General features: G+C 61.1%; 21 protein-coding genes and 1 pseudogene. 5 read left to right on the top strand and 17 right to left on the bottom strand.

Annotated features, from left to right (window positions below; all coding sequences use genetic code 11):
- Window positions 1-7: 7 nt before the first annotated feature.
- Window positions 8-421 (bottom strand): SDR family oxidoreductase, encoded by a 414-nt coding sequence (locus MA884_RS03375; RefSeq protein ID WP_256229029.1) that lies wholly within the window; start codon window positions 419-421, stop codon window positions 8-10.
- A gap of 502 nt (window positions 422-923) precedes the next feature.
- Here MA884_RS03375 and MA884_RS03370 point away from each other — a divergent pair.
- Window positions 924-1,589, top strand: a pseudogene (locus MA884_RS03370) (phytanoyl-CoA dioxygenase family protein); the annotation flags it as partial.
- Window positions 1,590-1,595: 6 nt separating this feature from the next.
- Here MA884_RS03370 and MA884_RS03365 read toward each other — a convergent pair.
- From MA884_RS03365 to MA884_RS03355, 3 genes are all read right to left on the bottom strand, one after another.
- Window positions 1,596-2,492, bottom strand: coding sequence for a serine hydrolase (locus MA884_RS03365; protein WP_256229028.1), 897 nt, complete (start codon window positions 2,490-2,492; stop codon window positions 1,596-1,598).
- 87 nt (window positions 2,493-2,579) lie between these two features.
- Window positions 2,580-4,433 carry an ABC transporter ATP-binding protein gene (locus MA884_RS03360; RefSeq protein WP_256229027.1) on the bottom strand — a complete coding sequence of 618 codons (1,854 nt, stop codon included), beginning with the start codon at window positions 4,431-4,433 and terminating at the stop codon, window positions 2,580-2,582.
- A 204-nt stretch (window positions 4,434-4,637) separates the two neighbouring features.
- Window positions 4,638-5,384: a transporter substrate-binding domain-containing protein gene (locus tag MA884_RS03355; protein WP_256229026.1), complete on the bottom strand. Its 747-nt coding sequence runs from the start codon at window positions 5,382-5,384 to the stop codon at window positions 4,638-4,640.
- A gap of 343 nt (window positions 5,385-5,727) precedes the next feature.
- On the opposite strand from MA884_RS03355, the gene MA884_RS03350 reads away from it, so the two are divergent.
- Window positions 5,728-7,908: an ATP-binding protein gene (locus tag MA884_RS03350; protein ID WP_256229025.1), complete on the top strand. Its 2,181-nt coding sequence runs from the start codon at window positions 5,728-5,730 to the stop codon at window positions 7,906-7,908.
- Window positions 7,909-7,923: 15 nt separating this feature from the next.
- Here the strand turns inward: MA884_RS03350 and MA884_RS03345 are convergent, their stop codons facing one another.
- The 3 genes from MA884_RS03345 to gabT all read right to left on the bottom strand — a co-directional run bounded on the left by MA884_RS03345 (window position 7,924) and on the right by gabT (window position 10,495).
- On the bottom strand, window positions 7,924-8,412 hold the full coding sequence (locus MA884_RS03345) for an Lrp/AsnC family transcriptional regulator (RefSeq protein ID WP_256229024.1): 489 nt from the start codon (window positions 8,410-8,412) through the stop codon (window positions 7,924-7,926).
- A 44-nt stretch (window positions 8,413-8,456) separates the two neighbouring features.
- A complete protein-coding gene (locus tag MA884_RS03340) occupies window positions 8,457-9,113 on the bottom strand; it encodes an HAD family hydrolase (protein ID WP_256229023.1) in 657 nt (218 codons plus the stop codon).
- A gap of 89 nt (window positions 9,114-9,202) precedes the next feature.
- A complete protein-coding gene (gabT, locus tag MA884_RS03335) occupies window positions 9,203-10,495 on the bottom strand; it encodes a 4-aminobutyrate--2-oxoglutarate transaminase (protein ID WP_256229022.1) in 1,293 nt (430 codons plus the stop codon).
- Between the two features lie 286 nt (window positions 10,496-10,781).
- On the opposite strand from gabT, the gene MA884_RS03330 reads away from it, so the two are divergent.
- From MA884_RS03330 to MA884_RS03320, 3 genes are all read left to right on the top strand, one after another.
- On the top strand, window positions 10,782-11,708 hold the full coding sequence (locus tag MA884_RS03330; protein ID WP_256229021.1) for a glyoxylate/hydroxypyruvate reductase A: 927 nt from the start codon (window positions 10,782-10,784) through the stop codon (window positions 11,706-11,708).
- A gap of 214 nt (window positions 11,709-11,922) precedes the next feature.
- Entirely contained in the window at window positions 11,923-12,780 is an 858-nt protein-coding gene (locus tag MA884_RS03325; RefSeq protein ID WP_256229020.1) for a GNAT family N-acetyltransferase, read from the top strand.
- 44 nt (window positions 12,781-12,824) lie between these two features.
- The gene (locus MA884_RS03320) at window positions 12,825-13,532 is read left to right on the top strand and encodes a cupin domain-containing protein (protein WP_256229019.1); all 708 of its coding nucleotides are present in this window, start codon (window positions 12,825-12,827) and stop codon (window positions 13,530-13,532) included.
- Between the two features lie 394 nt (window positions 13,533-13,926).
- Here MA884_RS03320 and MA884_RS03315 read toward each other — a convergent pair whose 3' ends face one another.
- The 10 genes from MA884_RS03315 to MA884_RS03270 form a co-directional block, all read right to left on the bottom strand.
- The gene (locus MA884_RS03315; protein ID WP_256229018.1) at window positions 13,927-15,006 is read right to left on the bottom strand and encodes a tartrate dehydrogenase; all 1,080 of its coding nucleotides are present in this window, start codon (window positions 15,004-15,006) and stop codon (window positions 13,927-13,929) included.
- 40 nt (window positions 15,007-15,046) lie between these two features.
- On the bottom strand, window positions 15,047-16,504 hold the full coding sequence (locus MA884_RS03310) for an NAD-dependent succinate-semialdehyde dehydrogenase (protein WP_256229017.1): 1,458 nt from the start codon (window positions 16,502-16,504) through the stop codon (window positions 15,047-15,049).
- Window positions 16,505-16,774: 270 nt separating this feature from the next.
- Window positions 16,775-17,932 (bottom strand): acetylornithine deacetylase, encoded by a 1,158-nt coding sequence (argE, locus tag MA884_RS03305; protein ID WP_256229016.1) that lies wholly within the window; start codon window positions 17,930-17,932, stop codon window positions 16,775-16,777.
- The gene (locus MA884_RS03300) at window positions 17,929-19,083 is read right to left on the bottom strand and encodes an FAD-binding oxidoreductase (RefSeq protein WP_256229015.1); all 1,155 of its coding nucleotides are present in this window, start codon (window positions 19,081-19,083) and stop codon (window positions 17,929-17,931) included. The genes argE and MA884_RS03300 overlap by 4 nt, the downstream gene beginning before the upstream one ends.
- Window positions 19,080-20,471 (bottom strand): NAD(P)/FAD-dependent oxidoreductase, encoded by a 1,392-nt coding sequence (locus MA884_RS03295; RefSeq protein WP_256229013.1) that lies wholly within the window; start codon window positions 20,469-20,471, stop codon window positions 19,080-19,082. Before MA884_RS03295 ends, MA884_RS03300 begins: the two co-directional genes overlap by 4 nt.
- The gene (locus MA884_RS03290; protein ID WP_256229012.1) at window positions 20,453-20,761 is read right to left on the bottom strand and encodes a (2Fe-2S)-binding protein; all 309 of its coding nucleotides are present in this window, start codon (window positions 20,759-20,761) and stop codon (window positions 20,453-20,455) included. Before MA884_RS03290 ends, MA884_RS03295 begins: the two co-directional genes overlap by 19 nt.
- On the bottom strand, window positions 20,758-22,602 hold the full coding sequence (locus tag MA884_RS03285; RefSeq protein WP_256229011.1) for an ABC transporter ATP-binding protein: 1,845 nt from the start codon (window positions 22,600-22,602) through the stop codon (window positions 20,758-20,760). The genes MA884_RS03290 and MA884_RS03285 overlap by 4 nt, the downstream gene beginning before the upstream one ends.
- Before the next feature lies 1 nt (window position 22,603).
- Window positions 22,604-23,479: an ABC transporter permease gene (locus MA884_RS03280; protein ID WP_256229010.1), complete on the bottom strand. Its 876-nt coding sequence runs from the start codon at window positions 23,477-23,479 to the stop codon at window positions 22,604-22,606.
- Entirely contained in the window at window positions 23,476-24,432 is a 957-nt protein-coding gene (locus tag MA884_RS03275; RefSeq protein WP_256229009.1) for an ABC transporter permease, read from the bottom strand. The genes MA884_RS03280 and MA884_RS03275 overlap by 4 nt, the downstream gene beginning before the upstream one ends.
- A gap of 45 nt (window positions 24,433-24,477) precedes the next feature.
- Window positions 24,478-26,121, bottom strand: coding sequence for an ABC transporter substrate-binding protein (locus MA884_RS03270; protein WP_256229008.1), 1,644 nt, complete (start codon window positions 26,119-26,121; stop codon window positions 24,478-24,480).
- Window positions 26,122-26,192: the final 71 nt, after the last annotated feature.

The following is a 26,192-nucleotide window of genomic DNA, read 5'->3' as shown; positions in this document are numbered from 1 at the left end:
CCTTAATTCAGAGAATGGGTTTGCCACCCGTCACGCCGTAGCGTTCACCGGAGATATAGCTGCCCTCATCCGACGCCAACAGCACATAGATCGGCGCCACTTCAACCGGCTGGCCGGGGCGTCCCAGCGGCGTATTGCCACCGAAATCTTTCACCGAGTCCTCGGTCATCGTCGAGACGATCAACGGCGTCCGGATTGGCCCTGGGGAGACCGCCACATCCGCGCCTTCACGGGCGAAGGCTATGGCCACCGCACGGCCAATACCGCTGTCGGCGCCGGTGACCAAGGCTATTTTATTGGCGAGGCGGCCCGACCCCTTATAAGTCTGCTCACCACAATCGGGCAGCGGGTCCATCTTGCGCTGTTCCCCGGGCACGGGCTGCTGTTGTGTCTTGAATGGTGGTTTCGGATAACTGTTCATCGGGCTCCCTCCTGGCTGTGATTACTTTTGCGAGGGTTGGCGGAGAGGGTAAGTTCAGACGGATTGTGAAAAATCGGACAACCCTTCAGACGCAGCGTTTCCATTCGGCAGTCTGAATAAACCCTCTGTACAGTGCGCACCTCAACCGGAGGTATGACCTTCACCACCCCAGCGCGCGTTTGATAATTCAGCGCGGTCCCCGTCCCCAGGGTCCGGGTGGTAGAGGGCCCGACACGCTCGGCACTGACGGGCAAGGGTTCATAGGCAACGTCGGGCGGCGCTGGAGGCGCGATTTGAGTTGTGGCGGTGGGTTTTGCAACGAGGCTTTGTTCGGGGGCAGACGCTTTATCGGTGACGTCCTTTTCCTGGATGGTGGCCAGACGATAACTGCAAACCTTCCGGGTTCTGTCTCTGGTCGTTTTCGATTTTGTAGTGTCGTGTGGTCCAACTTTGCTTTGAATACTAGCCTTGCCAACGTCCACACAAGGAAGTCGAGAAAACCATGACTGACCGCGATCAACTCCATCGAGATGGTTACGCTCTGCTCCGTCAAGCGATCCCGACCGAATGGATGGAAGACCTGCGTGCCGTGTTCGATGCAGGTGTGAGGCCGTCGGACCAGTGGCCCGTGCCCCGTGGGATGGATTGGCGTTATTCGATGCTGGACGATGATGCGAAGGTTCAGGCTGTGTGTCGTCTGCCCCAGGTGCTGGCGGTGGTGGGTGAGTTGATCGGGGAGCGGTTCTTTATCTCGCAGGTGGAGGGACGCGAACCTCTTGCCGGGGGCGGCCGTCAACAGTTGCACCGCGACTTGTCGGCCCATCGGCCAGGCGACATCGCCATCGCCCTGGCTTTTTTCGACGACTATGGTCCCGAGAACGGCGCGACGCGTATCGTGCCCAGCAGCCATCGACCCGGGCTGGGGGAGCCGCCATTAGACTTCACCGACGAGTCACGCTCCGTACAGCTTTCAGGCGGCGCCGGTGACATCCTGGTGTTCGATGTTGATTTGATACATGCGGGTAGTCTGAATTTGGTGGGCACGCGCCGTCGCTCGATACTGATCAGTTATTTTTCGGCGCAGTTGTACGCCTCACACCTGGAAACCGTGGGGCTGCGTAATGTTCGTATGGATACGAGCGAGCGGTTCGAGCCTTCGGATTTTGTCTTTCATTTAACCGCCTTCAACCCCCGGCCGCAGAACTTGCAGCATCTGTCCAACAACAAAGGTTTCGACCGCACCTTCACTGACTCCCCTCTCAAAAGCGGCGCAACAAACCGATGCGCCGCCGTCGCAGATACGGTAAACGGCAATGACACTGCCAGGCCCGCCGCCTGTGTGTCCGCAGAGGGAAAATCCACCGTCAATCGAACCCTGCATCACACCCAGGCCATACCCCGGCGTGATCCATGGGCGTCCGGGAATCGGGCCACCCAATGCTCGGGCTGCCTGCATCTGCTGGAGCAAGCCCGTGGAGAGAAGATCGGCAGAAAGGAGTCGATCCAAAAATAGCGCTGCTTGCGAAACCGGGCCGATCAGCAAGCCATGATAGACCCAGGCGGGGTCATAATTTGAGGCACTTCCAAGATGGGTCGCTTGTAGGTCTGCTCGCGTTTTAGCGAAGCGAACATTCGACAGGCCCAGCGGGGTTAGTGCGCGCTGACTCACTGCCTCATCGAGTGTCAGCTCAGTTAGTCGTTCAATAAGCCTGCCGATGAGCAAGTAGCCCACATTCGAGTAGCGCCAAGCGGTGCCGGGGGTGTATCGAAGTCGAGCACCGTCAAGGCGTTGCATCATTTCATCGGCCGACCAGGCGGATTCACTGTTCGTAACGGCGGCGTGATACTCCGCAAGTTCGCCATAATCGGCGAGTCCTGCCTCATGCCGCAGCAGCTGGCGCAGCGTGAAAGGCTGATCAGCAAGGGGGTCGTCCAATCCAATCAGCCCATCACGCACCAACGATAGAGCCGTCGCGGCCAGGATTGTTTTGGTAAAACTCCACCAGGGGACCATCAGCTCTGATGGGTCAGGCGTTCGTGGTTGACCATTTGATATGAGCGAGCTGAGCATGGGCTTCCCTGGAATGTTTGGCGGATCGACAAGATATCTCAATGGCCAGCCCGAACAGTGATCGCTCCAGACTGTTGCTCCTCATGCCTACTCCACCGCCTCAGCCACGCCCTGATCCTCCCCGAGAAATCCGCCACTCTGGTGATGCCACAGTCGCGCATAGGTGCCGTTTTTCCCGAGCAATTCGGCGTGGGTGCCTTGTTCGATGATGCGTCCATCATCCATGACAATGAGCCTGTCCATCGCCGCAATCGTGGACAGCCGATGGGCAATGGCGATCACGGTCTTGCCCTGCATCATTTCATCGAGGCTTTCCTGGATGGCTACTTCGACCTCTGAATCCAGGGCGCTGGTGGCCTCGTCAAGCAGCAGGATCGGGGCATTTTTGAGCATCACCCGGGCAATCGCAACGCGTTGACGCTGGCCGCCCGAGAGCTTGATACCCCGCTCGCCCACCAGGGTGTCGTAGCCGCTGTGGCCTTGCTTGTCGCTCAGTTGGCTGATGAACCCATCGGCTTGGGCACTGGCCGCGGCGCTGCGGATTTGCTCGTCGGTGGCATCGGGGCGCCCATAGGCGATGTTGTCGCGAATGGAGCGATGCAACAGGGAAGTATCCTGAGTGACCATGCCGATGGCGCTGCGCAGACTGTCCTGGGTGACGTGCGCGATGTTCTGCCCGTCGATGCGAATCTCACCGCTGTCCACGTCGTAAAAGCGCAGCAGCAGGTTGATCAGCGTGGATTTACCGGCGCCGGAGCGGCCCACCAGCCCGATCTTTTCGCCCGGGCGAATGCTCAGGCTCAGGCCATCGAGCACCTGGCGTTCGCCGTTGTAATTGAAGCTCACATTGTCGAAGGTCACCGCGCCGCCTGTGGTGACCAGCTCGTCGGCGTCCGGCGCATCCTGCACCTTGGGGCCACGGGCCAGGGTCGCCATGCCATCCTGCACGGTGCCGATGCTCTCGAACAGCGAGGTCATTTGCCACATGATCCAGTGCGACATGCCATTGATGCGCAACGCCATGGCAGTAATCGCCGCCACGGCACCCGCGCCCACTTCGCCTTGGTGCCATAGCCATAGGGCATAACCGCCTGCACCCATGATCAACCCGACCACCAGTACCTGATTGACGATCTCGAACTGGCTGACCAGGCGCATCTGGCGAAAACCGGTTTGCTTGAAATCCTCCATGGCCGCGCGCGCGAAGTGGGCTTCACGTTTGGAGTGGGAGAACAGCTTTACCGTGGTGATGTTGGTGTAGGCGTCTGAGATACGCCCGGTCATTGATGACCGCGCGTGGGCCTGTTCCTGCCCTACTTTCTCAAGGCGGGGCACGAAGTAGCGCAAGGCAAGACCGAACAACGCCACCCAGGCAATGAAAGGCAGCATCAGCTTCAGGTCAAAGCCGCCGGCCAGCGCGATGATCGCGATAAAGTACACCCCGATCCCCGGAGCGATCTCGATAATGGTGAATAGCACCTCGCGCACCGACAGCGCCGTCTGCATCACCTTGGTGGTGACCCGGCCGGAGAATTCATCGGAGAAGAACGAAAGGCTTTGTCGCAGCATCAGCCGATGAAAATCCCAGCGCAGCCGCAACGGCAGGTTGATCGCCAATATCTGGTGCTGCACCATCGTGCGCAACGCTACGAGCCCTATGCTGGTCACCAGCACCACGCCGATGCCCCACAGCACTCGACTTTCCTGCCTGGCCGCATCGCCGCCTGCCTGCCAGGTCGAGAGCATGTCCACGACCTGCCCGAGAAAAGAAAACAGCCAGGCTTCGTAAATCGACACAGCGGCACTGAGCAGCGCAAGCGCGAGAATATAACCGCGAGCGCCCCGGGTGCAGGCCCACAGGAACCGGGCCAGACCTTCAGGTGGTGGCGGCGCCTCGTCGGGAGGAAAAGGGTCGAGCCGTTGTTCAAATGCGTGAAGCATCGTGATCTCCAAAACGATCTAGTAAAGAGATTCTGGCATTTAAAGGTTGCTTTGAGGGGGTTGGATGGAGGAAAGGGTTTTCGCCCGGAACAACGAGGGCGCAGGCGAGTAGCCGTTTCATCAATGAAGTCCTTTTCCGAGGGTGGCCGGATGACCACTGCAAAATCACGCTCCGTACAGCTTTCAGGCGGCGCGAGCTTTCATTTATTGCCCAACGGGCCGCTCATACCGCCGCTGAATCCGCCCCACTTCGCCAGAGCGGCGCAACTGCTCCAAAGCCTTGGCCCACGCAGCCACCACTTCGTCTTCAGAGTCAGGGCTGAAGGCGATGTAAAGCGAGGACCGATAGAGCTCGATGGGAATTTTGCGCAGTGTGCCAGGCGCGATATTCAACTGGCGGCTGTAGTAAGCCACCCCGGCATCGGTGTCGCCTACGATGATGCCGGTGCGCCCGGCGAGCAGCATGCGGTAGAGCTGCTTACTCTCGGTTGCACTTCTGTCCAGGTTGTCGAAGCCCAGTGACTGCAACATATTGGGCACCAAGCCGGCATGTCGCGTGGTGATCCGCGGGGCGTGCAGCAGTTGCTCGAGGGAGGTCAGCGGCGGCACATTGGCCAACTGATAAGCATGAATGGACTCTTCCACGATCGGCCCGACCCACTTGTACAACGGCTCGCGCTCCGCCGTGCGGAACAGGGAAAACATGATGGTCTTGCTTCGGGTCCTCAGTACCTGGGTGGCGCGCATACTGGGTTGCAGCAGCACCTCGAAGTCGTCCCCGGTCAGGGCCATGATGGCCCGCACGATCTCCGTGGTCATGCCGGTGAGCTGATTGTTCTCCTGGTAGTTGTACGGGGCCCATTCTTCGGTAACCACCTGATATTCCCCGGCCCTGACCACAGTGCCAAGCAATAGACAGAGCAGCGCTGCAGCCGATGTCGAAAGTCTCACATATTCTCCTGATAGGCCGATCGGTGTTCACGCACGGGCCTGATGGAACTCACTGAATAAGCATAGACGCAAACCCGTCCCAAACCGATGGTGCGGTCCACCTTCCTGCCCTTGGCTGCCTCCCCTGCCCAGACCGCTGCGAGCACGTCCGCCGTCGAGAGCGTTATTCAGTCCGCCAGCTACCTCACCACCCGGAAGGGCGTGCATCTGTACTACCAGGACTGGAGCCCTCGGGATGGGACATAAATCCAGCATATGGCCCTGACTGGCACGCTCATCAATTCAGGTGAACCTAGCCGTCCTCCAACCCTCGGATATTCAAGACGTACCAAGGGTGACCCCCATGACAATCGAAGACACTTTATTACGTCAACGCAAGGTACTTGCCGAGTTCGGCGAGCTGGCCCTGGTTTCAGACGACCTGGAGCACATCCTCGACGAGGCGTGTCGTCTCGTCGGTGAGGCACTGGAAACCCATCTGGCGAAGTTCATGTCGCTGGAAGACGACGGGGTCACTTTCCTCGTGCGCAACGGTGTCGGCTGGGCGCCGGGCGTCGTCGGCGAAGTCCGGGTTCAGGCACTGGAAGGCACCCCGGAACGGCATTCCCTGGACACCGGCGGCGCTGTCATTTCCACGAATATTGCAACAGAAACACGCTTTCACTATCACGACTTCCAAAGGCGCAACGGCGTCCAGGCGTTCGTCAATGTGCTGGTATACGGCGCCACCGAGACGCGCCCCTTCGGCATCTTCGAAGTCGACAGCCGCAGCCCACGGCAGTTTAGCCAGAGCGACATCGACTTTCTGCGCGGCTACAGCAACCTGCTGGGTGCGGCATTGAAACGCGGTAAAACCATGCAGGCCATGCGCCTGACTGAAGAAAAATTGCGTGAAAGCGAAAGACACTATCGAATCGCCGCGCAGCTCAATCCACTCTGGCCCTGGACGGCCGACAGCCATGGCGCGGTGACATCGCTGGATCAACGCTGGTATGAATACACCGCAAGGTCGCCGGCGCAGACACTGGGGCGCCAGTGGTTAAACGCAACGCACCCCGATGGCCGAATATCATTTGCCAGGTTATGGAACCAGTCTTTGGCAAGTTTGCAACCCTTCGACGCGCAGATCCAGTTGCGAAAATCCACAGGGGAATATCGATGGTTCAGAATCCGCGCGTTTTGTAGCCTGGATCCTGAAGGACGATGCGAGCAGTGGTACGGCACCGTCGAAGACATCGACGAGCGGGTGCAACTGGAGGCGGCACTGAGGGACTGGAACGACCTGCTTGAAGAGCGCATCGCAACCCGTACCGAGCAGCTTGAAGCCGAACAACAGGAGCGTGCGCTGGCCGAGTCGAAACTGCGGCAAAGTCAGAAGATGGAAGCGGTAGGCCAACTGACGGGAGGTATCGCCCACGACTTCAACAACCTTCTGGCCGGCATCACCGGTAGCCTGGAGCTGATGCAACGGCGCATCGACCGCCAACGGTATGACGAATTGTCTCGCTACAACTCGGTCGCCCTCACTTCAGCCACACGTGCAGCCGCCCTGACCCAGCGCCTGCTGGCATTTTCCAGGCAGCAATCGCTACAACCGGAAGTTCTCGAACCACGCAAGGTGGTGGCTGGCCTGGAGGAAATGATCCGGCGCTCCGTGGGACCGAGTATTCATGTCGAATGCTCTTTCAAGGGCCACGATCCGATCAAATGCGACCCGAATGAACTGGAGAACGCACTGCTCAATCTGGCGATCAACGCCCGGGACGCGATGCCCGGCGGCGGAACCCTGAAACTTGACGTGCAGCGCTGCGTTATCGATGCGATATCTTCCAGCGAAAAAATGATGCCACCGGGTCCGTATGTGGCGATCTCGGTTACCGACTCAGGGACGGGGATCAGCGCCGACATCCTGTCTCGGGTGTTCGATCCGTTCTTCACCACCAAGCGCATTGGCGAAGGATCCGGCCTGGGTCTGTCGATGATCTACGGGTTTGCCCAGCAATCCGGAGGGCAGGTGAAGATTCAGAGCAGCGTCGGCGTGGGCACGACCGTGACAATGTATTTTCCGGTTGTCAGCCAGTCCCGCATCAGGGCCAAAAGTGCTCATCTGGATGAAATCGCACCCTTGCAGCCCGGCGCCAACGAAACCATCCTGGTGGTGGACGACGAAGCGGCAATTCGCCAGTTGGTCTCGGAATTTCTGACTGAAACCGGCTATCACGTGATCGATGCCCTGGACAGCGTCTCTGCCCTGAAGCAAGCCGATAACACCGAGCACATCGATTTATTGCTGACAGACATCGGCCTGCCCGGAACCATGAATGGCGTCAGCCTGGCGAATGAAATGAAGGCCAGATACCCCTTGCTGAAAGTGTTGTTCATCACCGGCTTCGCCGAGGGTAAAAATCTGGTTTCAGTCGACGCCACGACCCAAGTATTGGCCAAACCTTTCAGCTTGACTGACCTGGGCCAGCGGGTGGGTGCGTTGATTCACTCCAGTGAGGATGGCGCTGGATCACCGTGACCCCTTCTCCTTGAATCAATGCCGCAACAGTTTGCGCAACGGAATCTCGTCCTTGCGCACAGGCGACTTGATGACGATGTAGCTGAAGTACTTGGAGATGCCGATGTTCCTGTCCAGCAGGCTTTCCATCACGTCCTGGTAATCCTGGATGCTGCGGGTCATGAAGCGCACCAGGTAATCGTAGCCGCCGCTGATCAGGTGACATTCGAGCACTTCATCCACCAGGCGGATGTTGGATTCGAATTTGGCGAAGTCCTCGCGCTTATGGTCGCTCAAGGTAATTTCGGTGAAGACCGTCACCGAGTCGGTAATCTTGGCCAGGTTCAAGTGGGCCTTGTAGCTGGAGATGTACCCCAACGACTCCAGCCGTTTGACCCGTTGCAGGCATGGGCTGGCGGACAGGCCAACGGCATCGGCCAGGCTGACGTTGGTCATGCGGCCGTCTTTCTGAAGCTCTACCAGAATGCTGATATCGATCCGGTCCAGTTTCGCTACACCTTCCATCGCCTACCTCTGCCTGCCATTTGTAAGACAATCTTCTAACAAAATCAGCACCGTAAAGACAGCTGATGCTGAGCCACCAGGTCGGCCATGCTGTTGATGCAATACTGGCCCGCGCACGGCTTGGGCGGGTTGTCGGGGCTGCGACAGATCAGGCAAACCGCCCCAACCTTGGCCGGGCGGGCGCCAGGGCGGGTCACTTGAAGAATAGCTTGCGCATCGAGGTCGTTGGTCTTGAGCCAATCGGGATCGTGCAAGGGGTCACTGGCCAGTGAAATAAAATCTTCCGGCTCGATGCCCAGGCGCTCGCACAACGCACCCCGGTCTTCTGCATCGCGGTCGCCCAGCACCAGCAGGCGATAGAACTTGCGCAGATAGAGCATCGCCCCCGGCGCATCCTCGAACAACGTCCAGGCGGCGGCCGAGCGGGCGAAACTCATGCCCTCCTCCCAACTGACCTTGAGTTTCCAGCGTTCGGCCAACTGACGGTGGGCGAAACACAGCAAACCGCTGAAGCCCAATTCGCCGAAACGTGGATACAGCGCTTGCAGCACCTCGTCGAACTCGGCCAGCACCTGGGTTTTTTCCGGCGATTCGCCGTGGTTTTCCAGCAGCGGCTGCAGCGCCGTCCAGATGGCGGAGTCCCGATCCACCAGGACCTCATCGCAGTCGATCAACAATGCCCGATATTCAGTCAACCTCATGGGTAAAGCCTCCGCTGATGTCCCATCGATCCACGCTCCTTTGATTTGCATTGGCGCTTGCCCTGGCAAACGCCATGAACACCAGGCCTTCAGCCCATGACCCGTGCCAGCGCACCGTCGAGGATCTGCAAGGCTTCATCGACCTGCACCTCGCTGGTCACCAGAGGGGCAAGGAAGCGCAATACGTTGCGGTACACCCCGCACTTGATGACCAGCAATCCACCGGCCCGCGCTTCGTCGATCAAGCGCTGGTTGAGGTCGGCATCCGGGGTACGCGCATCGTCATCCTTGATCAGCTCGATTGCCAGCATGAAGCCGCTGCCGCGCACGTCGCCAATACGCGGGTAACGGGTTTGCAGGCGCAACAGGCCCTGACGCAACCGCTCGCCCAAGGCCTCGCCACGGGCTAACAGCTGTTCCTGCTCGTAAGCCTCGATCACCGCCAGCGCCGCCGCGCACGACAGCGCGTTACCGCCATAGGTACCGCCCAGTCCGCCAGGCAGTGGCGCGTCCATGATCTCGGCCTTGCCGACCACACCCGACAGCGGCAAGCCACCAGCAAGGCTTTTGGCAACGGTGACCAGGTCTGGCTGGATGCCTGCATGCTGGAAGCCAAACCATTTACCGGTGCGACCAAACCCGGTCTGGATTTCATCGAGAATCAGCACAATGCCGTGCTTTTCCGTCAGCGCGCGCAGACCCTGGAGGAACTCAACGGGCGCCGAGAGGAACCCTCCGTCGCCTTGCACCGGCTCGATGATGATCGCTGCGACCCGCTCAGGTGCCACTTGAGTGGCCAACAATTCGTCCAGCGCCTGAAGCGCCATTTCGCTGGTGACACCCCGGTAGGCATTCGGATAGGGCGTGTGAAAGACCTCTGGTGCGAATGGCCCGAAATTCTGTTTATAAGGCTGACTCATACCGGTGAGCGTGGTGCCCAGCAACGTCCGGCCATGGAAGCCCCCGCGAAAGGCGATCACCGCCGAGCGCTGGGTGTAGGCTCGGGCGATCTTCACCGCGTTTTCTACGGCCTCGGCGCCGGAGGTGAAGAACGCCGCTTTATAGGCTTGCTCACCCCCGATCATTTCGCACAGGCGCTTGGCCAAGTCCAGATAAGGTTGATAGGCCACGACCTGGAAACAGGCATGGGTGACTTTTTGCAGTTGGGCTTGCACCGCCGCGACCACCTTGGGGTGATTGTGGCCGATGTTCAGTACACCGATGCCGCCGACGAAGTCCAGGTAGCGCTTGCCGTCCACGTCCCACAACTCCGAGCCCTGGGCCCGGTCGATCACCAGCGGGTGGGCGGTGACCAGGCCACGCGGCACAAATTGATCACGTTGACGGAGCAGACTTGGGGTTTCTTCGACTTTACTGTTCATGGCATTTCCCATCGTGAGCCTCGCAACCAGGAAGCGGCTGCGGTGTGTTCACAGGTTAAGCGTTCGACACGATTGTCTAAGCCGAACTTGGTCGTTGAGAAATTCGGATCGACTGTTTACACCCCGGCAAACAGCAGAATCCTCCAAGAGCACCTCGCGCCATGGAATCTACCGGCAGAGGTGCCTTGCAACGCAGCGACACGCTGCTGCACAGGCCCTTTCGACAGATCCTGCTCTGGCATTAGGGCATGCTTGATACTTCCTTATCACATGCGAGAAATGCCCCATGGCCCTGCTGTATAAAGCTGACCCGGTGCGCGGCGAACAATGGCAGCGCCTGTTCGCCAAACATGCCCCGGATATCCAATGGCGTGCCTGGCCGGACATCGGCGATCCTCGGGATATTCGTTACCTGGCGGCCTGGCAGGCACCGGACGATATCGAAACCTTATTACCCAATCTGCAAGTGCTGTTCGCCTTGTCGGCGGGGGTCGATCAACTGGATCTGGGCCGCTTGCCGGCGACGCTGCCGGTGGTGCGATTGCTCGACCCCGGCATCAGTCAGGGCATGTGCGAATACGCCAGTTTCGCCGTACTCAGCTTGCACCGCGACATGTTGCGCTATCGCCAGCAACAGGCCGAGCGGTGCTGGCAAGCACACCGGTTGGTACCTGCGCAGCAGCGTCGGGTCGGGGTCATGGGCCTGGGGTTGCAGGCCCGTCAGATACTCAGCACCTTGAAGACCTTTGGTTTCGCCTTGTCGGGTTGGGCGCGCAGCGAACATCACATTGATGGGGTGGAGTGCTTTGCCGGAACCGGGCAACTGCCGGCCTTCCTCAGCCAATGCGATATTGTGCTGTGTGTCCTGCCGCTGACCGAACAGACCAAGGGAATTCTCAACCGTCAGTTGTTCCAACACCTGCCCAGAGGCGCGGCGCTGGTCAATATGGGCCGCGGTGGGCATCTGGTAGAAGCGCATTTGCTTGAAGCCCTTGCCAGCGGCCAGCTCAGCGCGGCGGTGCTCGACGTGCTGGAACAGGAACCGGCCGCGCCGGATCATCCGTTCTGGAATCATCGGCAAATAATGCTGACGCCCCATATCGCAGCGATGACTCAACCCGAGAGTGCGTTTGGCGTGTTATTGGACAATATTCGCCGGCATCAACGGGGCGAATCGATGCTTGGCCTGGTGGACCGTGAGCGAAGCTACTGAGCCGTGTGTGGCGCCCGGCATCTTCCGAAAATCCATCCGGTATTTACTGCTGGCCCGGCCGCTGATTTGAGCAAGAAATGTGGCCGCAAGCGCCGTTGCGGAAGGAACCTGCCGAATCGTTTTGCGACCCTTGTCAGGCCTGCTTGCAGGTGAGATACAAGCATTACCCGCGGATAAATCCGACCGTTTACACCCCTTTCAATGGTGATCTGCCATGTCCACTTCGAAACGCCCTGACTACGTCTATCGTGCCATGACCGCCGCCGATGTGCCCTCGGCCCATGCCTTATCCGTGCAATTGAAATGGCCCCATCGCCTGGAGGACTGGGCGATGCTGCAGCGCGTCGCCCAGGGTTTTGTCGTGGAGGACCAGGGCCGCCTGATCGGCACTGCATTCACCTGTGCCCAGGGAAGCTACGCCACCATAGGCCTGGTGATTGTCGATGACGAATACCAGGGCCAGGGGATCGGTCGCAAGCTGATGGAGCTGGCCATTGAAGCGTGCGGATCACGCACTGCCATCCTCAATGCAACACTGGCCGGTGCACCGCTGTATGTCAGCCAGGGATTCGTTGACTTTGGGCATATCCAGCAACATCAGGGACTGGCGCTGCCGCCTGCACCGCAGGCGTTGGCCGACAACGAACGCTGCCGCCCGTTGGCCGAAGCCGATCACTCTCAAATGATCAAACTGGCCAATGCGGGAAGCGGCCTGGACCGTCAGGCCGTGCTCACCGATCTGTTCGATGTCGTTGAGCATGCAGTGGGTATTGAGCGGGACGGCCAGTTGTGCGCTTTCGCCCTGCTGCGCCCCTTCGGTCGTGGCCGTTGCATCGGTCCGGTCATCGCGCAGAACCCTGAACAGGCCAGGCACCTGATCGCCGTGTTGCTGGCCCGGGTGCCGGATGCGTTCGTTCGGATCGACATTCCCTCCGACACCGGGCTGGGCCCCTGGCTCGAAGAGGCGGGCCTCAAGCAGGTCGACACCGTCGCCCAGATGGCCCGTGGCACGCCCCCGCAAGCGACCGGCTCAGTGCGGCAGTTCGTGCTGGTGACCCAGGCCGTTGGCTGACAAATCCCATCGCTTATCCAGGTCTTTTTTGGAGAATCATGTTCATGCTCGAACCCACTGCAGTGCTGTTGGCGCATGCCGACGGTAGCCTTGCCTCCACCTCGTTCACCCCAGGTTCATTGGGGGCCAATGATCCGTTCGACAGGCTCATCGCTTATGCCGGGGCGGATGGCATCGCCGCTGGTGTCGTCCGCGCCAGCGGTCAGTTCAGCAGCGACCAATACCCGTTCAGCGAAATGATCGTGGTGCATGCCGGTGGCGTTGAACTGCGCAGCCAGGCACAAACGCTGCGCCTGCGCGCCGGTGAAAGTGCGGTGATCGCCCGTGGTACGGCGCTTGAGATCGACGCGCAACCTGGGTCTTTCTGGGCCTTCTGTGCCGATACCGTGCGCGTGAATGCCAGCGAGCCCGGGCTGACAGCACTCCCGGCGCACACGATGCTCTCGCCTTCGGCGGCCCCCGACGACGCAATACTGCTCAGCCCGCCACCGCAATGTCGCTCGCACAATCTGTTTGTCGAAGAAGCGACCCACCTGCGCATTGGTATCTGGGACTCAACGCCGTACACCCGCCGGGCCAGACCCCACAAGCTGCATGAATTGATGCACCTGATCGAAGGCAGCGTCACCCTGCAGACAGCCGACGGAACCGATCTGACGGTCAACGCCGGCGATACTGTGTTCGTCCCCCTGGCTGCCCCTTGCGCCTGGGACAGCAGCGTGTATGTACGCAAGGTTTACGTCGTCAAATAGCACCACCGCCATCGCGAGCAGGCTCGCTCCCACAGGGATCTGCGGTGGATGTGAATCTTGCAGCCACCCCGAAAAAAACTGTGGGAACGAGCCTGCTCGCGTTGGCGGCGGCACAGTCAAAATCCCCGTTGGCTGACACTCCGCTTTCGCGAGCAAGCCCGCTCCCACAGGGATTTTCGGTGGATGTGAATCTTGCAGCCGCTCCAAAAAAACTGTGGGAGCGAGCCTGCTCGCGATGGCGGCGGCACAGTCAAAACCCCCGTTGGCTGACACTCCGCTTTCGCGAGCAAGCCTGCGCCCACAGGGATTTTTGGTGAATCTGGATTTGCGATCGAAGCCCAAAAAAAAGCCCGCAGTGTGAGCGGGCAAAAAGGTGTCACAGGTTAGTAAAGCGTCAAAGCGCCGCGACGATGGCCATGCCGACGTCTTGGGTCGAGCCCTGTCCGCCCAGGTCGGGGGTGATCGGCCCCTGGGCAATCACTTGCTCAATGGCCCTGAGAATCCCGTCATGAGCGGCGCGATAACGTTCATCACCATTGCCCAGGAAATCGAGCATCAACGCGCCTGACCAGATCATCGCAATCGGGTTGGCGATGTTCTGTCCATAAATATCCGGCGCCGAGCCATGCACCGGTTCGAACAGCGACGGGAAGCGCCGCTGCGGATCGAGGTTGGCCGACGGTGCGATGCCGATGGTGCCGGCGCAGGCCGGGCCGAGGTCGGAGAGGATGTCGCCGAACAGGTTTGACGCCACCACCACATCAAAACGGTCCGGCTGCAGAACGAAACGGGCGCACAGAATATCGATGTGCTGTTTGTCCCATTGCACATCCGGGTACTGCTCGGCCATCAACGCCGTGCGCTCGTCCCAATACGGCATGCTGATGGAGATCCCGTTGGACTTGGTCGCCGCGGTCAGGCGCTTGCGCGGTCGGGTCTGGGCCAGGTCGAAGGCGAACTTGAGAATCCGATCGACCCCGCGCCGGGTGAACACCGACTCCTGGAGCACGAACTCATGCTCAGTGCCTTCAAACATCTTGCCGCCCACGGAGGAGTATTCGCCTTCGGTGTTCTCACGGATCACCACGAAATCGATATCTCCCGCTTCTCGCCCGGCCAAGGGGCATGGCACGCCCGGAAACAGCCGCACCGGGCGAATGTTCACGTACTGGTCGAAGTCGCGGCGGAACTTGAGCAGCGAGCCCCACAGGGAAATGTGATCCGGCACTTTGTCCGGCCAGCCCACGGCGCCGAAGTAGATCGCATCGAAGCCCTTGAGTTGCTCGAACCAGTCGGCGGGCATCATCTGCCCGTGTTCCAGGTAGTAGTCGCAGTGGGCCCAATCGAGCACTTCGATGCTCAACGACAACTGCCATTTTTTCGCGGCCTGCTCCAATACCCGAAGCCCTTCAGGCAGGACTTCCTTGCCGATGCCGTCGCCGGCGATGGCAGCGATTCGAAATGGTTTGCTCATCAATCGTGGCTCCCTGGTGTTTGTTCAAACAATGGACGCATCACAGCCCACCGATGTGGAAAGCTTTCACTTCAAGGTATTCATCCAGGCCGTATTTGCTGCCTTCCCGGCCCAGGCCCGATTGCTTGATGCCACCGAAGGGCGCGACTTCCATGGAAATGATCCCGGTGTTGAGGCCGACCATACCGAACTCCAGCGCCTCGCCGAACCGCCATGAACGACGCAGGTCCTGGGTGAAGTAGTAAGCGCCCAAGCCATACGGTGTGGCATTGGCCAGAGCCAACGCCTGCTCCTCGGTAGTAAAGCGCATCAGCGGCGCAACCGGGCCAAAGGTTTCTTCATTGGCCAGCAACATATCGGCGTGGGCCTCACCCAGCACCGTGGGCTGGACGAACTGGCTGTCACCCTCGGGAATGCCGCCACAGAGCAAACGCGCCCCCTGACTCAACGCATCATCGATATGTCGAGCGACTTTGTTCACCGCCGCCATGTTGATCAGCGGACCGATCATCACGTCGGCCTCCAGGCCATTGCCGACCTTGAGCTTGCCCACCTCTTGCACCAGGCGCTCGGCGAAACGCTCGTAAATGCCGTCCTGCACCAGGATGCGGTTGGCGCAGACGCAGGTCTGGCCGGCGTTGCGAAACTTGCTGAGCATGATCCCGGCCACGGCCTGCTCCAGGTCCGCGTCGTCAAACACAATGAACGGCGCGTTGCCGCCCAGCTCCAGGCTCAGGCGCTTGATGTGTTCGGCGCTCTGGCGCATCAGCAGTCGACCAACCGCCGTGGACCCGGTGAAGGAAATCTTGCGCACCGTCGGGTTGCCGGTCAGCTCTTCGCCGATGCCCGCCGGCATGCCCGTCACAACATTGAACACTCCCGGCGGAATCCCGACCCGCTCGGCCAGCACCGCCAGCGCCAGGGCCGACAAGGGTGTCAGGTCCGACGGTTTGACGATCACCGGGCAACCCGCCGCCAAGGCTGGGGCGCACTTGCGGGTGATCATCGCGTTGGGGAAATTCCACGGGGTGATCGCTGCGCAGACGCCCACCGGCTGTTTGAGCGTGAGCAGGCGACGGTCGCCGCTGGGGGCCGGGATGGTTTCGCCATAAACCCGTCGAGCCTCTTCGGCAAACCATTTAGCGAAACCGGCGCCATAGCGGATTTCGCCTTTGGCTTCGTTCAGCGGCTTGCCCTGCTCAAACGTCATGATCAGCGCGAGATCGTCCAGGTTGTCGATCATGGCCTGATACCAACGCTCCAGCAGCACCGCGCGTTCCGCCGCCGGGCGTGCACGCCAGGCCGGCCAGGCGCGCTCGGCGGCGTCGATGGCACGCCGGGTTTCCACCCCCTGCATGGCCGGCACCCGGGCGAGCACGTCCCCCGTGGCCGGGTCGATGACGTCGAGCGTGGCGGCGTCATCGGCACCGATCCACTGCCCGTCGACGTAGGCGAGTTCTACTAAAAGGCTGGGGTCTTTCAATTGATTCTTGAGCATGATCGCGTCCTGTTCCGAGGTATTTCCAGTCTAGGGAGATGCCGCGGATGAGGATGCTGAAAGCGGGTTTTGGGCAGTGTTGGATGCTGAAGTTTCGAGGTGGGACGGCAGGCTCTACCGAAGCCCCAGGCTAAACACCGAAACCTGTGGGAGCAAAGCTTGCTCGCGATGAACGATGACACGGTTCTTGATCGATGTCGCCTGATCCGCCGCAATCGCGAGCAAGCTTTGCTCCCACAAGCCCGCTCCCACATTTGCTCTGCGTATGGCTTACCGTTTCAAGGACCCGAGCAACCCTTCCAGAAAACGCTCCCCCGCTTCCATCTGGCTGATTTCAATGAACTCGTCGGGCTTGTGCGCCTGCTCGATGGAGCCAGGGCCGCAGACCACCACCGGCACATCCAGGCGCTGCTTGAAGAGACCACCCTCGGTGCCGAAGGAAACCTTGGCGGTGCCGGTGTCCGTCGCGGCGAAGTTCTTCAGAAAGCGCACCGCCTCAACGCTCGGATGAGTATCCAGCCCCGGATAGACATTCAGGGTTTCGATCTCGATGTCCGCCACGCTGGAGAGTTTCCTGGCCTCGCGCACGATCACTTCAGCGTGCTCGCGCAGCTGCTCCAGGAACTGATCCAGGTCGTCGGCCGGCAGGTTGCGCACTTCGAAATCCAGGGTGCACAGGTTTGGCACGATGTTCAGCGCCTTGCCACCGACAATCTGCCCGACGTGCACGGTGCTGTAGGGCACGTCGTAATCGGCGTCCCGGGCGCCCTGCTCTTGCAGCTGCTGCTGGCTCTGGCGCAACGCGGCGATGAAATCGCAGGCCACATGAATCGCATTGACCGAGCGCGGTGCCAGGGACGAGTGCGCCTCCAGGCCACGGCAGTAAGTGCGATAAGAGCCTTTGCCCTTGTGCCCGAGCACGAACTGCATGTTGGTCGGCTCGCCGATCACGCACAAAAACGGCCGCACCGGCGCCAGGTGCAGCACGTCAAGCAAGCGGCGAACCCCCACGCAACCGATTTCCTCGTCATGGGAGAGCGCCAGTTGCAGCGGTCGGTTCAGGGGATGGTCGGCGGCATCAAGCATGGCATCGATGGCCAAGGCAATGAACCCTTTCATGTCGCAACTGCCACGACCGTACACCCGCCCGTCCCGCACCGTCGCCTGGAACGCCGGAACGGTCCAGGCCTGCCCCGCCGCCGGCACCACGTCGGTGTGCCCGGACAACAGAATCCCCGGCAACTCCCGTGGGCCGGTACTGGCGAAAAGGTTGGCCTTCTTGCCGCTTTCATCCTTGACGATCAGCGACTCGATGCCCTTGCTCAACAGCAGCTCGCGCACGTACTCGATCAGGGCCATGTTCGACTCTGAAGAGACCGTTTCAAACGCCAGCAGGCGTTCGAAAATAGCTAGTACGCGAGGTTTCATGAGGCTTTGCTCCGTTGCTCGGCAGTGGGGGCGAACCGGCGAATGGAGAACGGTTCGATCGAGGTACTGGTACTGCCGGTGCTGATCAGCTCGGCCATGACGTCGCCAACCCCCGGCCCGAGCTGGAAACCGTGACCGCAGAAGCCGAACGCATAATACAAGCCGTCCACGTTGCCGCTGGGGCCCATCACCGGCAGGGAATCGGGCAGATAACCTTCGATGCCGCTCCACACGCGAATGATGTTCAGGTTGCCGACGCCTGGGAGCAAGCGACGCATCTGGTCAAGCTGGTTGAGAATGCTGCGCGGCTCGACATAGGCCCGGCGGTTGAGCATGTCCGGCTTGCTGCGATAGCCGCCACCGATGACGATGTTGCCCCTCGGGATCTGCCGGAAATAGATCACTTCCTCAGGAATTTTGGTATACACGCCGATCACCGTCGGCAAGGCATAAGGCACCGGTTCGGTGACGGCCATCTGTGGACCGTTAGTGTCCAGCGGCACCGGTTCACCGAATTGCGCCGAGAGTTTCTGCCCCCAGGCGCCCGCCGTAATCAGCAGTTGAGCGGCGCTGAACTGACGGCCATCGGTGGTTGTGACACTGAAATCACCATTGGCCTTCTGCACTTCGGCCACTTCGGTGCGCTCCTCGATGCGTGCGCCGAGTCGCCGCGCCGCCCTGGCAAACGCCGGGGCCGCCAGACGCGGGTTGGCGTGACCGTCGTGCGGCGCATAGGAGCCGCCCTTGACGTCTGGCCCGAGGAACGCAAAGCGCTCATGCAGCTCAGCGCCACGAAAGATCTTCAAGTCCAACTGCTCTGCCTCAGGAGCGTCGGCATAGGCTTGCAGTTCGGCGATCTCGTCTTCGCGATAACACACGCGCATGTGCCCGCTGGCGATGAACTCCAGGTCATCATCAATCAGTTCCGGCAGGCGCTTCCACAACGCCCAGGAACGGTTCGCCAGTTCCAATTGGCCGAGAAAACGCCCCTGGCGCCGCACGTTGCCGAAGTTCACGCCACTGGCGTACTGACCGATCTGGTCTCGCTCCAGCAGGATCACCGACTGGCCCCGCTGGCGCAGGAAAAACGCCGCCGCCGAGCCCATCAAACCACCGCCGACGATGAGCACATCGGCTTTATTGACCGTCATGGCGTCACCTCCCGGGTGAGCATCGAAAGCGGTTTGACCGGCGCCTGGCCGCGTTGCCGGCCGACTTCCTGGACGTGGACACCGGCGGCTGCGGCAATGACCTCGGCCCCGGCCTGAGAGCAATAACGCCCTTGGCAGCGGCCCATGCCCACCCGACTGAAGGCCTTGGCCCGATTGACTTCACAGGCGCCCTTTTCACTGACGGTACGGCGCAATTCGCCGGCGCTGATCATCTCGCAGCGGCAGACAATGGCCTCATCCGGCAAGGCCTTGGCTTGCGCGGCGGGCCAGGGAAACGCCTGGGCCAGACCGAGACGAAATTCATCCATGACTTTGAGCGCCTGACGCTGCGCGGCGACCTGCGCGGCGTCCACTGGTTGCTGCAAATCGCTCAACAACGCCAGGGCGACCAGGCGCCCGGCGTGCTCGGCGGCATCAGCGCCACGGATCTTCGACCCATCTCCGGCGGCATAAACGCCGCTGACCGAGGTTCGGCCCTCTTCGTCCGTGTCCAGCCACCATTGACCCGACGCCTCGTCGAAGCGCAGAGCACAGCCCGCCAGGTCGGCCAGTTGGGTTTCCGGGCGCAGGTGATAACCCAGCGCCACCGCGTCGCAATCCACCGTCAAGGTTTCACCGGCCGCCGTGCGTACCCGCACGCCACTGACGCCGGAAGTCGCCTCACCCAGCACTTGCAACGGAGAGACACCCAGGTGCACCGCGATTTTCGCCCGATACAACTGAGCCAGCAGCTTCATGCCGGTAAACAGCAGTCCTGGACGCGCCATGAGTTTGGGCAAGGCTTTGATGCGCAGGCCCAGCGGCGCGGTGTCCAAAACCGCCGCTACGTTGGCGCCGGCCTTGAGGTATTGGCTGGCGACCAGGTATAGCAACGGCCCACTGCCCAGGAACACCACGCGGTGGCCGATGGACACCGCCTGGGCCTTCAAGGCTATCTGCGCCCCGCCGAGGCTGTAGGTGCCGCCCAACTGCCAGCCCTCGATCGGCATCAAGCGGTCGGTGGCGCCGGTGCAAAGGATCAATGCATCGTAATCCACCGTCGAATGCAGGCCCTGGCTGACGCAGCACAGTTGCCCGGGCGTGAGGTTCCACACCAGCGTGTCCGGGCGATAGTCAATCTGTGGGCGTAAACGGTCGAAGCTTTCGTGCAAGTCCTGGGCTTTGTCCGCCTCGGTGCCGTAGAGCGTGGCGTAGTTGCGGGTGAAGCCTTCAGGCTGGCGCCGGTAGATCTGTCCGCCGTCGCGACGGTTTTCGTCGATCAGGATCGGCTTGAAGCCCGCCGCGACCAGGGTCTGGGCGCAACGGATGCCGGCGGGCCCGGCGCCGACAATGACGACTCGATGATTGCTCAGCCGCGCAGTGGCCATATCGCCTCCGGTTGCTTGGTGATGATGTCCAGCCCTTCGCGCACTTCATTGGAACAGGCCCGCAACCGTTCGCCGTTGCGGGTCCAGACCCAGCAATCCTGGCAGGCGCCCATCAGGCAGAAACCGGCCCGGCTGCCCGGATCGAACTCCGACTGGCGCAACGCTGGGCCCCGGGTCAACAGCGCGACCATCAGCGTGTCACCCTGCAAGGCCTGGATGGGTTCGCCATCGACTTTCAAATTGACGACGGGCCGGTCCTGCTCGGCCAACCTCACGAAACGAGCGTTCATGCGTAGACTCCCACGATCATGCTGTTGGCATCCTGTTGGCTCTTGAGCAGTTCGGCGCTGTCGTGATGGCAGAGGACTTCACTGCCACCGTCGATGATTCGCCGGGGTGGCGCGGTGTGGTTGCACAGGCCATCGACCCGCACCGGGCAGCGATTGAGAAAGGTACACAGCTGCGGCGCATTGGTCTTTGCACCCAACGCGGGCAGCGTGCCGCAGGTGGTGGTGCCACAGTTTTCCAGCCAGCCCTGGCGCAATTCCGGCACCGAATGGATCAGCAGGTCGGTGTAGGGATGGAAGGGTGGCTGGGCGAGCGATTGCCGGGTGCCCTCTTGAACCTTATGGCCGCTGTACATCACCACAATGTCATCGCACAGCGCCCGCACCGTGGAGATGTCGTGACTGATGAACAGGTACGAAACACCCAATTGCTGGCGCAGGTCGCGCAGCAGCTCGAGGATTGCCGCACCGACCACGGTATCGAGTGCCGAGGTCACTTCATCGCACAGGATCAGATCCGGCTTGGCCGCCAGCGCCCGAGCCAGGTTGACTCGCTGTTTTTGCCCACCGGAGAGTTCGCTCGGGCGACGCTCGGCCAGCTCCCGAGGCAAACGTACCAGGTCCAGCAGCTCGCCGATGCGCTCACGCAGCGCCACGCCCTTGAGACCGAAATACATCTTCAGTGGCCGGCTCAGAATGTTGCTGACGCTGTGCATCGGGTTGAGTGCGGTGTCGGCGTTCTGGAAAACCATCTGGATGCGCCGGAATTGCTCGTCAGTGCGCTCGGACAAGCTGCCGCCCAAGGGTTGACCGTCAAACGTCAGCCCGCCGAGTGCCGGGGTCAACAACCCCGCCACCACCCGGGCCAGGGTTGATTTGCCCGAGCCCGATTCGCCGATCACACCGATGGCCTGGCCCCGGCGCACGGTCAGGTCGATGTCTTCCAGCACCCGGATCGACGGCATGCCCTGTTGATTCTTGTTGCCGTAGCCAGCGGTCAAGCCCTGGATGGTCAGCAGCGGCGCATCGCCGGCCACGCCGCAGGGCGGACGGATCGTCGTATCCGGCCGCGCCGCCGCCAGCAGGCTGCGGGTGTAGGCGTGAGCCGGGCCTTTGAGCAGTGGCGCGGTGGCGCTCTGCTCGAAGATCTGCCCGCCGTTGAGCACCACGATCTGATCGGCCATCTGCGCGACGACCGCCAGGTCGTGAGACACATAGACCGCCGTCGCGCCGCGTTCGCGCACAACGCGCTTGAAAGCGCGCAACACGTCGATCTGGGTCGTCACGTCCAGGGCCGTGGTCGGTTCATCGAGCACCACCAGCAGCGGATCGCTGATCAGCGCCATGGCCGCCATCACCCGTTGCAGTTGCCCGCCAGAGACTTGATGGGGATAGCGTTGGCCGATGCGCTCGGGATCGGGCAGCGCCAGGTCGCGGAACAGTTCGATGGCCTTGGCTTCCAGTACGGGCCGGCTGCCCAGGCCATGAATCAACGCCCCTTCCACCACCTGGTCGATGAGTTTTTTCGCCGGGTTGAACGCCGCGGCGGCGCTTTGGGCGATATACGAGACACGATTGCCGCGCAGGCCTTGCAGCTCGCTGTCGCTCAACGCCAGCATGTCATGTTCGCCAATCTGTACCACGCCACCGGCCAGGCGACAGCCGCGCCGGGCATAACCGAGCAGCGCCAGGGCTATGGTGGTCTTGCCGGAACCGGACTCGCCGATCAGCGCCAGCACTTCACCTTTCTCCAGGGAGAAACTCACGCCCTTGACGATCTCCACCTCACCGCGCTCGCCGCAAGCAACTACCCGCAGGTTTTCGACTCGGATCAATTCACTCATTTCAATGCCCTCCCGTACGTCGGCTACGTCGCGAAGACAGACGGTCGATAAACAGATTGACGCCAATGGTCAGGGTGCCGATGGCCAGGGCCGGAATCACAATGGCCGGCGCCCCCTGATTGAGGCCACCAATGTTTTCGCGCACCAGCGAACCCAGGTCGGCATCCGGTGGTTGCACACCCAGGCCGAGGAAGCTCATGCCGCTGAGCAGCAGCACGATGAAGCCGAAACGCAGGCCCAGGTCAGCCAGCACCGGGTTGAGCATGTTGGGCAGGATTTCCACGCAAGCGATGTACAGTCGACGCTCGCCACGGGTGCGGGCCACTTGCACGTACTCCAGCGCCTCGATGTTCACCGCCATGCTGCGGGCGATACGGAACGCGCCCGGCGAGTAGCTCAACACCGCCGTACACACCAGCAAAGTCACCGACGAGCCAAATGCCGAGACCATGATCAACGCCAGCATCTTGCTCGGGATCGAAATGAAGGCGTCCATCAGGCGACTGATCAGCTCATCCAGCCACTTGGGTGATACCACCGACAACAGTGCGCAACTGGTCCCAAACCCACTGGCCAGGACCGCAGCCACCAGCGCCAGACCCACGGTGAACTGGGCGCCGACCAGAACCCGACTGAGCATGTCGCGGCCCAGGTAATCGGTGCCTAACGGATAAACGACGCTAAGGCTGTCGAAAACATTGTCAGAGACCACTTCCCCCACCGGGTGCGGTGCCAGCCACGGGCCGAAGATCGCCACCAGCAACCAGAATACACACATCGCGGCGCCCACCAGTCCAAGCCAGGACGTGGCGTGAGCGTCTTTGCCCAACGCCAGAGCGACCGCCGCAGTCGGGGGTTTCACAATGAGATTGTTCATTGATTTCTCAGCCTCGGGTTGGAAAGGATCGCGCACAGATCAGCAATCAACACCAATGTCAGGTACGCGGTACAAAACAACATGGTGCAGGCCTGGACCAACGCCATATCACGGTTGGTCACGGCATCGACCATCAGGCTGGCAATGCCGGGATAGTTGAAAATTGTCTCGACGATCACCACCCCGCCCAGCAGGTAGGACAGACTCAAGGCGATGGCGTTGGCGATAGGCCCGATGGCGTTGGGCAACGCATGACGCAGTACCACCCGCACCGGGCTCACACCTTTGAGACGGGCCATCTCCACGTAGGGGCTGTCGAGTTGATCGATCACCGCCGCCCGGGTCATGCGCGCCATTTGCGCGATGATCACGCAACACAGGGTCATGACCGGCAAGGCATAGGTGCGCATGAATTGCCACGGTGAGGTGATCTCGCTGGAATAGGACAACGCCGAGAGCCAACCCAGATTCACCGCGAAAATCAACACTGCCAGGGTGGCGACCAGAAACTCCGGTACCGCCACCATCATCAAGGTAAAAAAGCTGATAAAGCTGTCGACGCGACCACCACGCCCCATCGCCGAACCAATGCCCAGGGTCAATGCCACCGGCACCGATACCAGCGCCGTGGCGGCCGCCAGCATCAGGGTGTTGGGCACCCGTCCCGCCATCAGTTCAGTGACCGGCACGGCGTTGGATACAGACTCGCCCATGTCGCCGCCGAGCAGGCTCGTCAGCCAATGCAGGTAGCGCAACACACCCGGCTGATCGAGGCCCATTTTTACCCTCAGGGCCGCCACTTGCTCCGGCGTGGCGAACTGTCCGAGGGCTTGTTGCGCCGCGTCTCCCGGCAACACCGCTGTGATGGCGAACACCACCATCGAGACGATCAACAACGTCACGATCGCGGCGCCCATGCGCCGGCCGATCAACCAAAGTGTGCTGCTATTCATCAGCCTGCCCTCCTGCCCTGTCACCCAGCCAATACCCGACGTTCATCAGGCGTCCAGCCAAACTTGCTCGGAGAACATGTAGCCCATGAAACCGCCCAGCGGGTTGGTGCCATAGCCTTTGACGCGCTGGTCAACACCGTCGATGTTGCTGATGAACACCGGGATGCCGATGCCGCAGTGGTCATGCACCAGGGTCTGCATGTCGGCGTACATCTTGCCGCGCTTGGCCTCGTCGGTTTCGCCCCGGGCCTGGACCAGCAACTGGTCGAACTGCGGGTTCTTCCAGGCCGATTCGTTCCACGGCGCGGTGGACTGGAAGAACTGCGAGAACAGCATGTCGGCGTTGGGCCGCGGGTTGATATTGCCGAAGCTGATCGGGTGCTTGGCCCAGTGGTTGGACCAGTAGCCATCGCTCGGCAAGCGGTTGACATTAAGCTTGAGCCCGGCCTCCTTGGCCGATTGCTGCAGCAGCACGGCAACGTCCACCGAGCCGGTGGCAGCCGGCGAGCACATCACCGGCATGGTGATACTTTCCATGCCCGCCTTCTTCAGCAGGAAGCGCGCCTTTTCCGGGTCATAGGCCCGCTGTGGCAGGTCGGCATTGAAGAACCGTGCACCGGGGGCGATCGGATGGTCGTTGCCGACCCTGGCGTAACCACGGAAGATTGCCGACTTGATCTGTTCACGGTCCAACAGCAACTTCATCGCCTGAGTGAACTCCGGGCTCTGGCCCGGCATCTGGTCCTGACGAATGATCAAGTCAGTGTAGTTACCCGACGGCGAGTCCACGACCCGATGGCCAACGCTGTTCTTGATCCGCGTGGTCGAGCGCGGGTTGACCTCGTTGACGATCTGCACATCGCCCGATAGCAGCGCGTTGATCCGCGATGGCTCGTCGGGAATGCCGATGAACTCGATCTCGTCCAGGTACGGCAGGCCAGGTTTCCAGTAATTGGTATTGCGCGCACCGATGGAGCGCACCCCCGGCTTGAATTCCTTGACCTTGAACGGACCGGTACCGATGCCCTGGCTGAAATCGGTGGTGCCTTCAGGCACGATCAACAGATGGGAGATGGCCAGGACCGATGGCAGCTCGGCATTCGGACCACTCAGGCGTATCTGTACTTCATGGCTGCCGTTGGCCTTGACCTCGGCAAACTGCGACGCCAGCGGCAAGACCTTGGATCCCGTGATCGGATCCTTGTGTCGCAACAGGGAAAACACCACGTCAGCGGCGGTCAGCCCCTTGCCATTGTGGAAAGTCACTTCCTTGCGCAGGGTAATCACCCAGAGCGTGGCGTCGGTGGTGTCGATGCGCTCGGCCAGTTCGAGTTGCGGCACCATGTGACTGTCGAAGCGCGTCAGGCCGTTGTAGAACATGTAGTGACGCACGTAGTCGGTGGACGATGAGCCTTTGGCCGGGTCCAGGGTGTCGGCGGTGGAACTGGAGATGCCGGCGACACGGATACGCCCGCCCGGCTTGCCTTTGCCCGGGCTTGCCGCTTCTTCGGCGAACAGTTTGCCGGCGGCGCCGAACAGGCTGCCGGCACCTGCTGCGGCCACGCCTGCCAACCCCAGCATCTGCAATGCATTGCGGCGAGACATGCCGCGATTGAGCCCTTCGAAAACACGCAGACTTTCTGCACCGGTGATCAACTGGTCTTCAATGCCATTTTTGTTGTCAGTCATGTCAGTTCTACCTTTCGGAAAATGATAGGGCTCGATTGCGCACGATTAACGCAACGTGGTTGAAACGCCAA

It is taken from the genome of Pseudomonas sp. Q11, assembly GCF_024494355.1.
GTDB classification, from domain to species: domain Bacteria; phylum Pseudomonadota; class Gammaproteobacteria; order Pseudomonadales; family Pseudomonadaceae; genus Aquipseudomonas; species Aquipseudomonas hefeiensis.
Note: the sequence above shows the minus strand (reverse complement) of the source record. Positions and strands in the feature narration are given on the sequence as shown.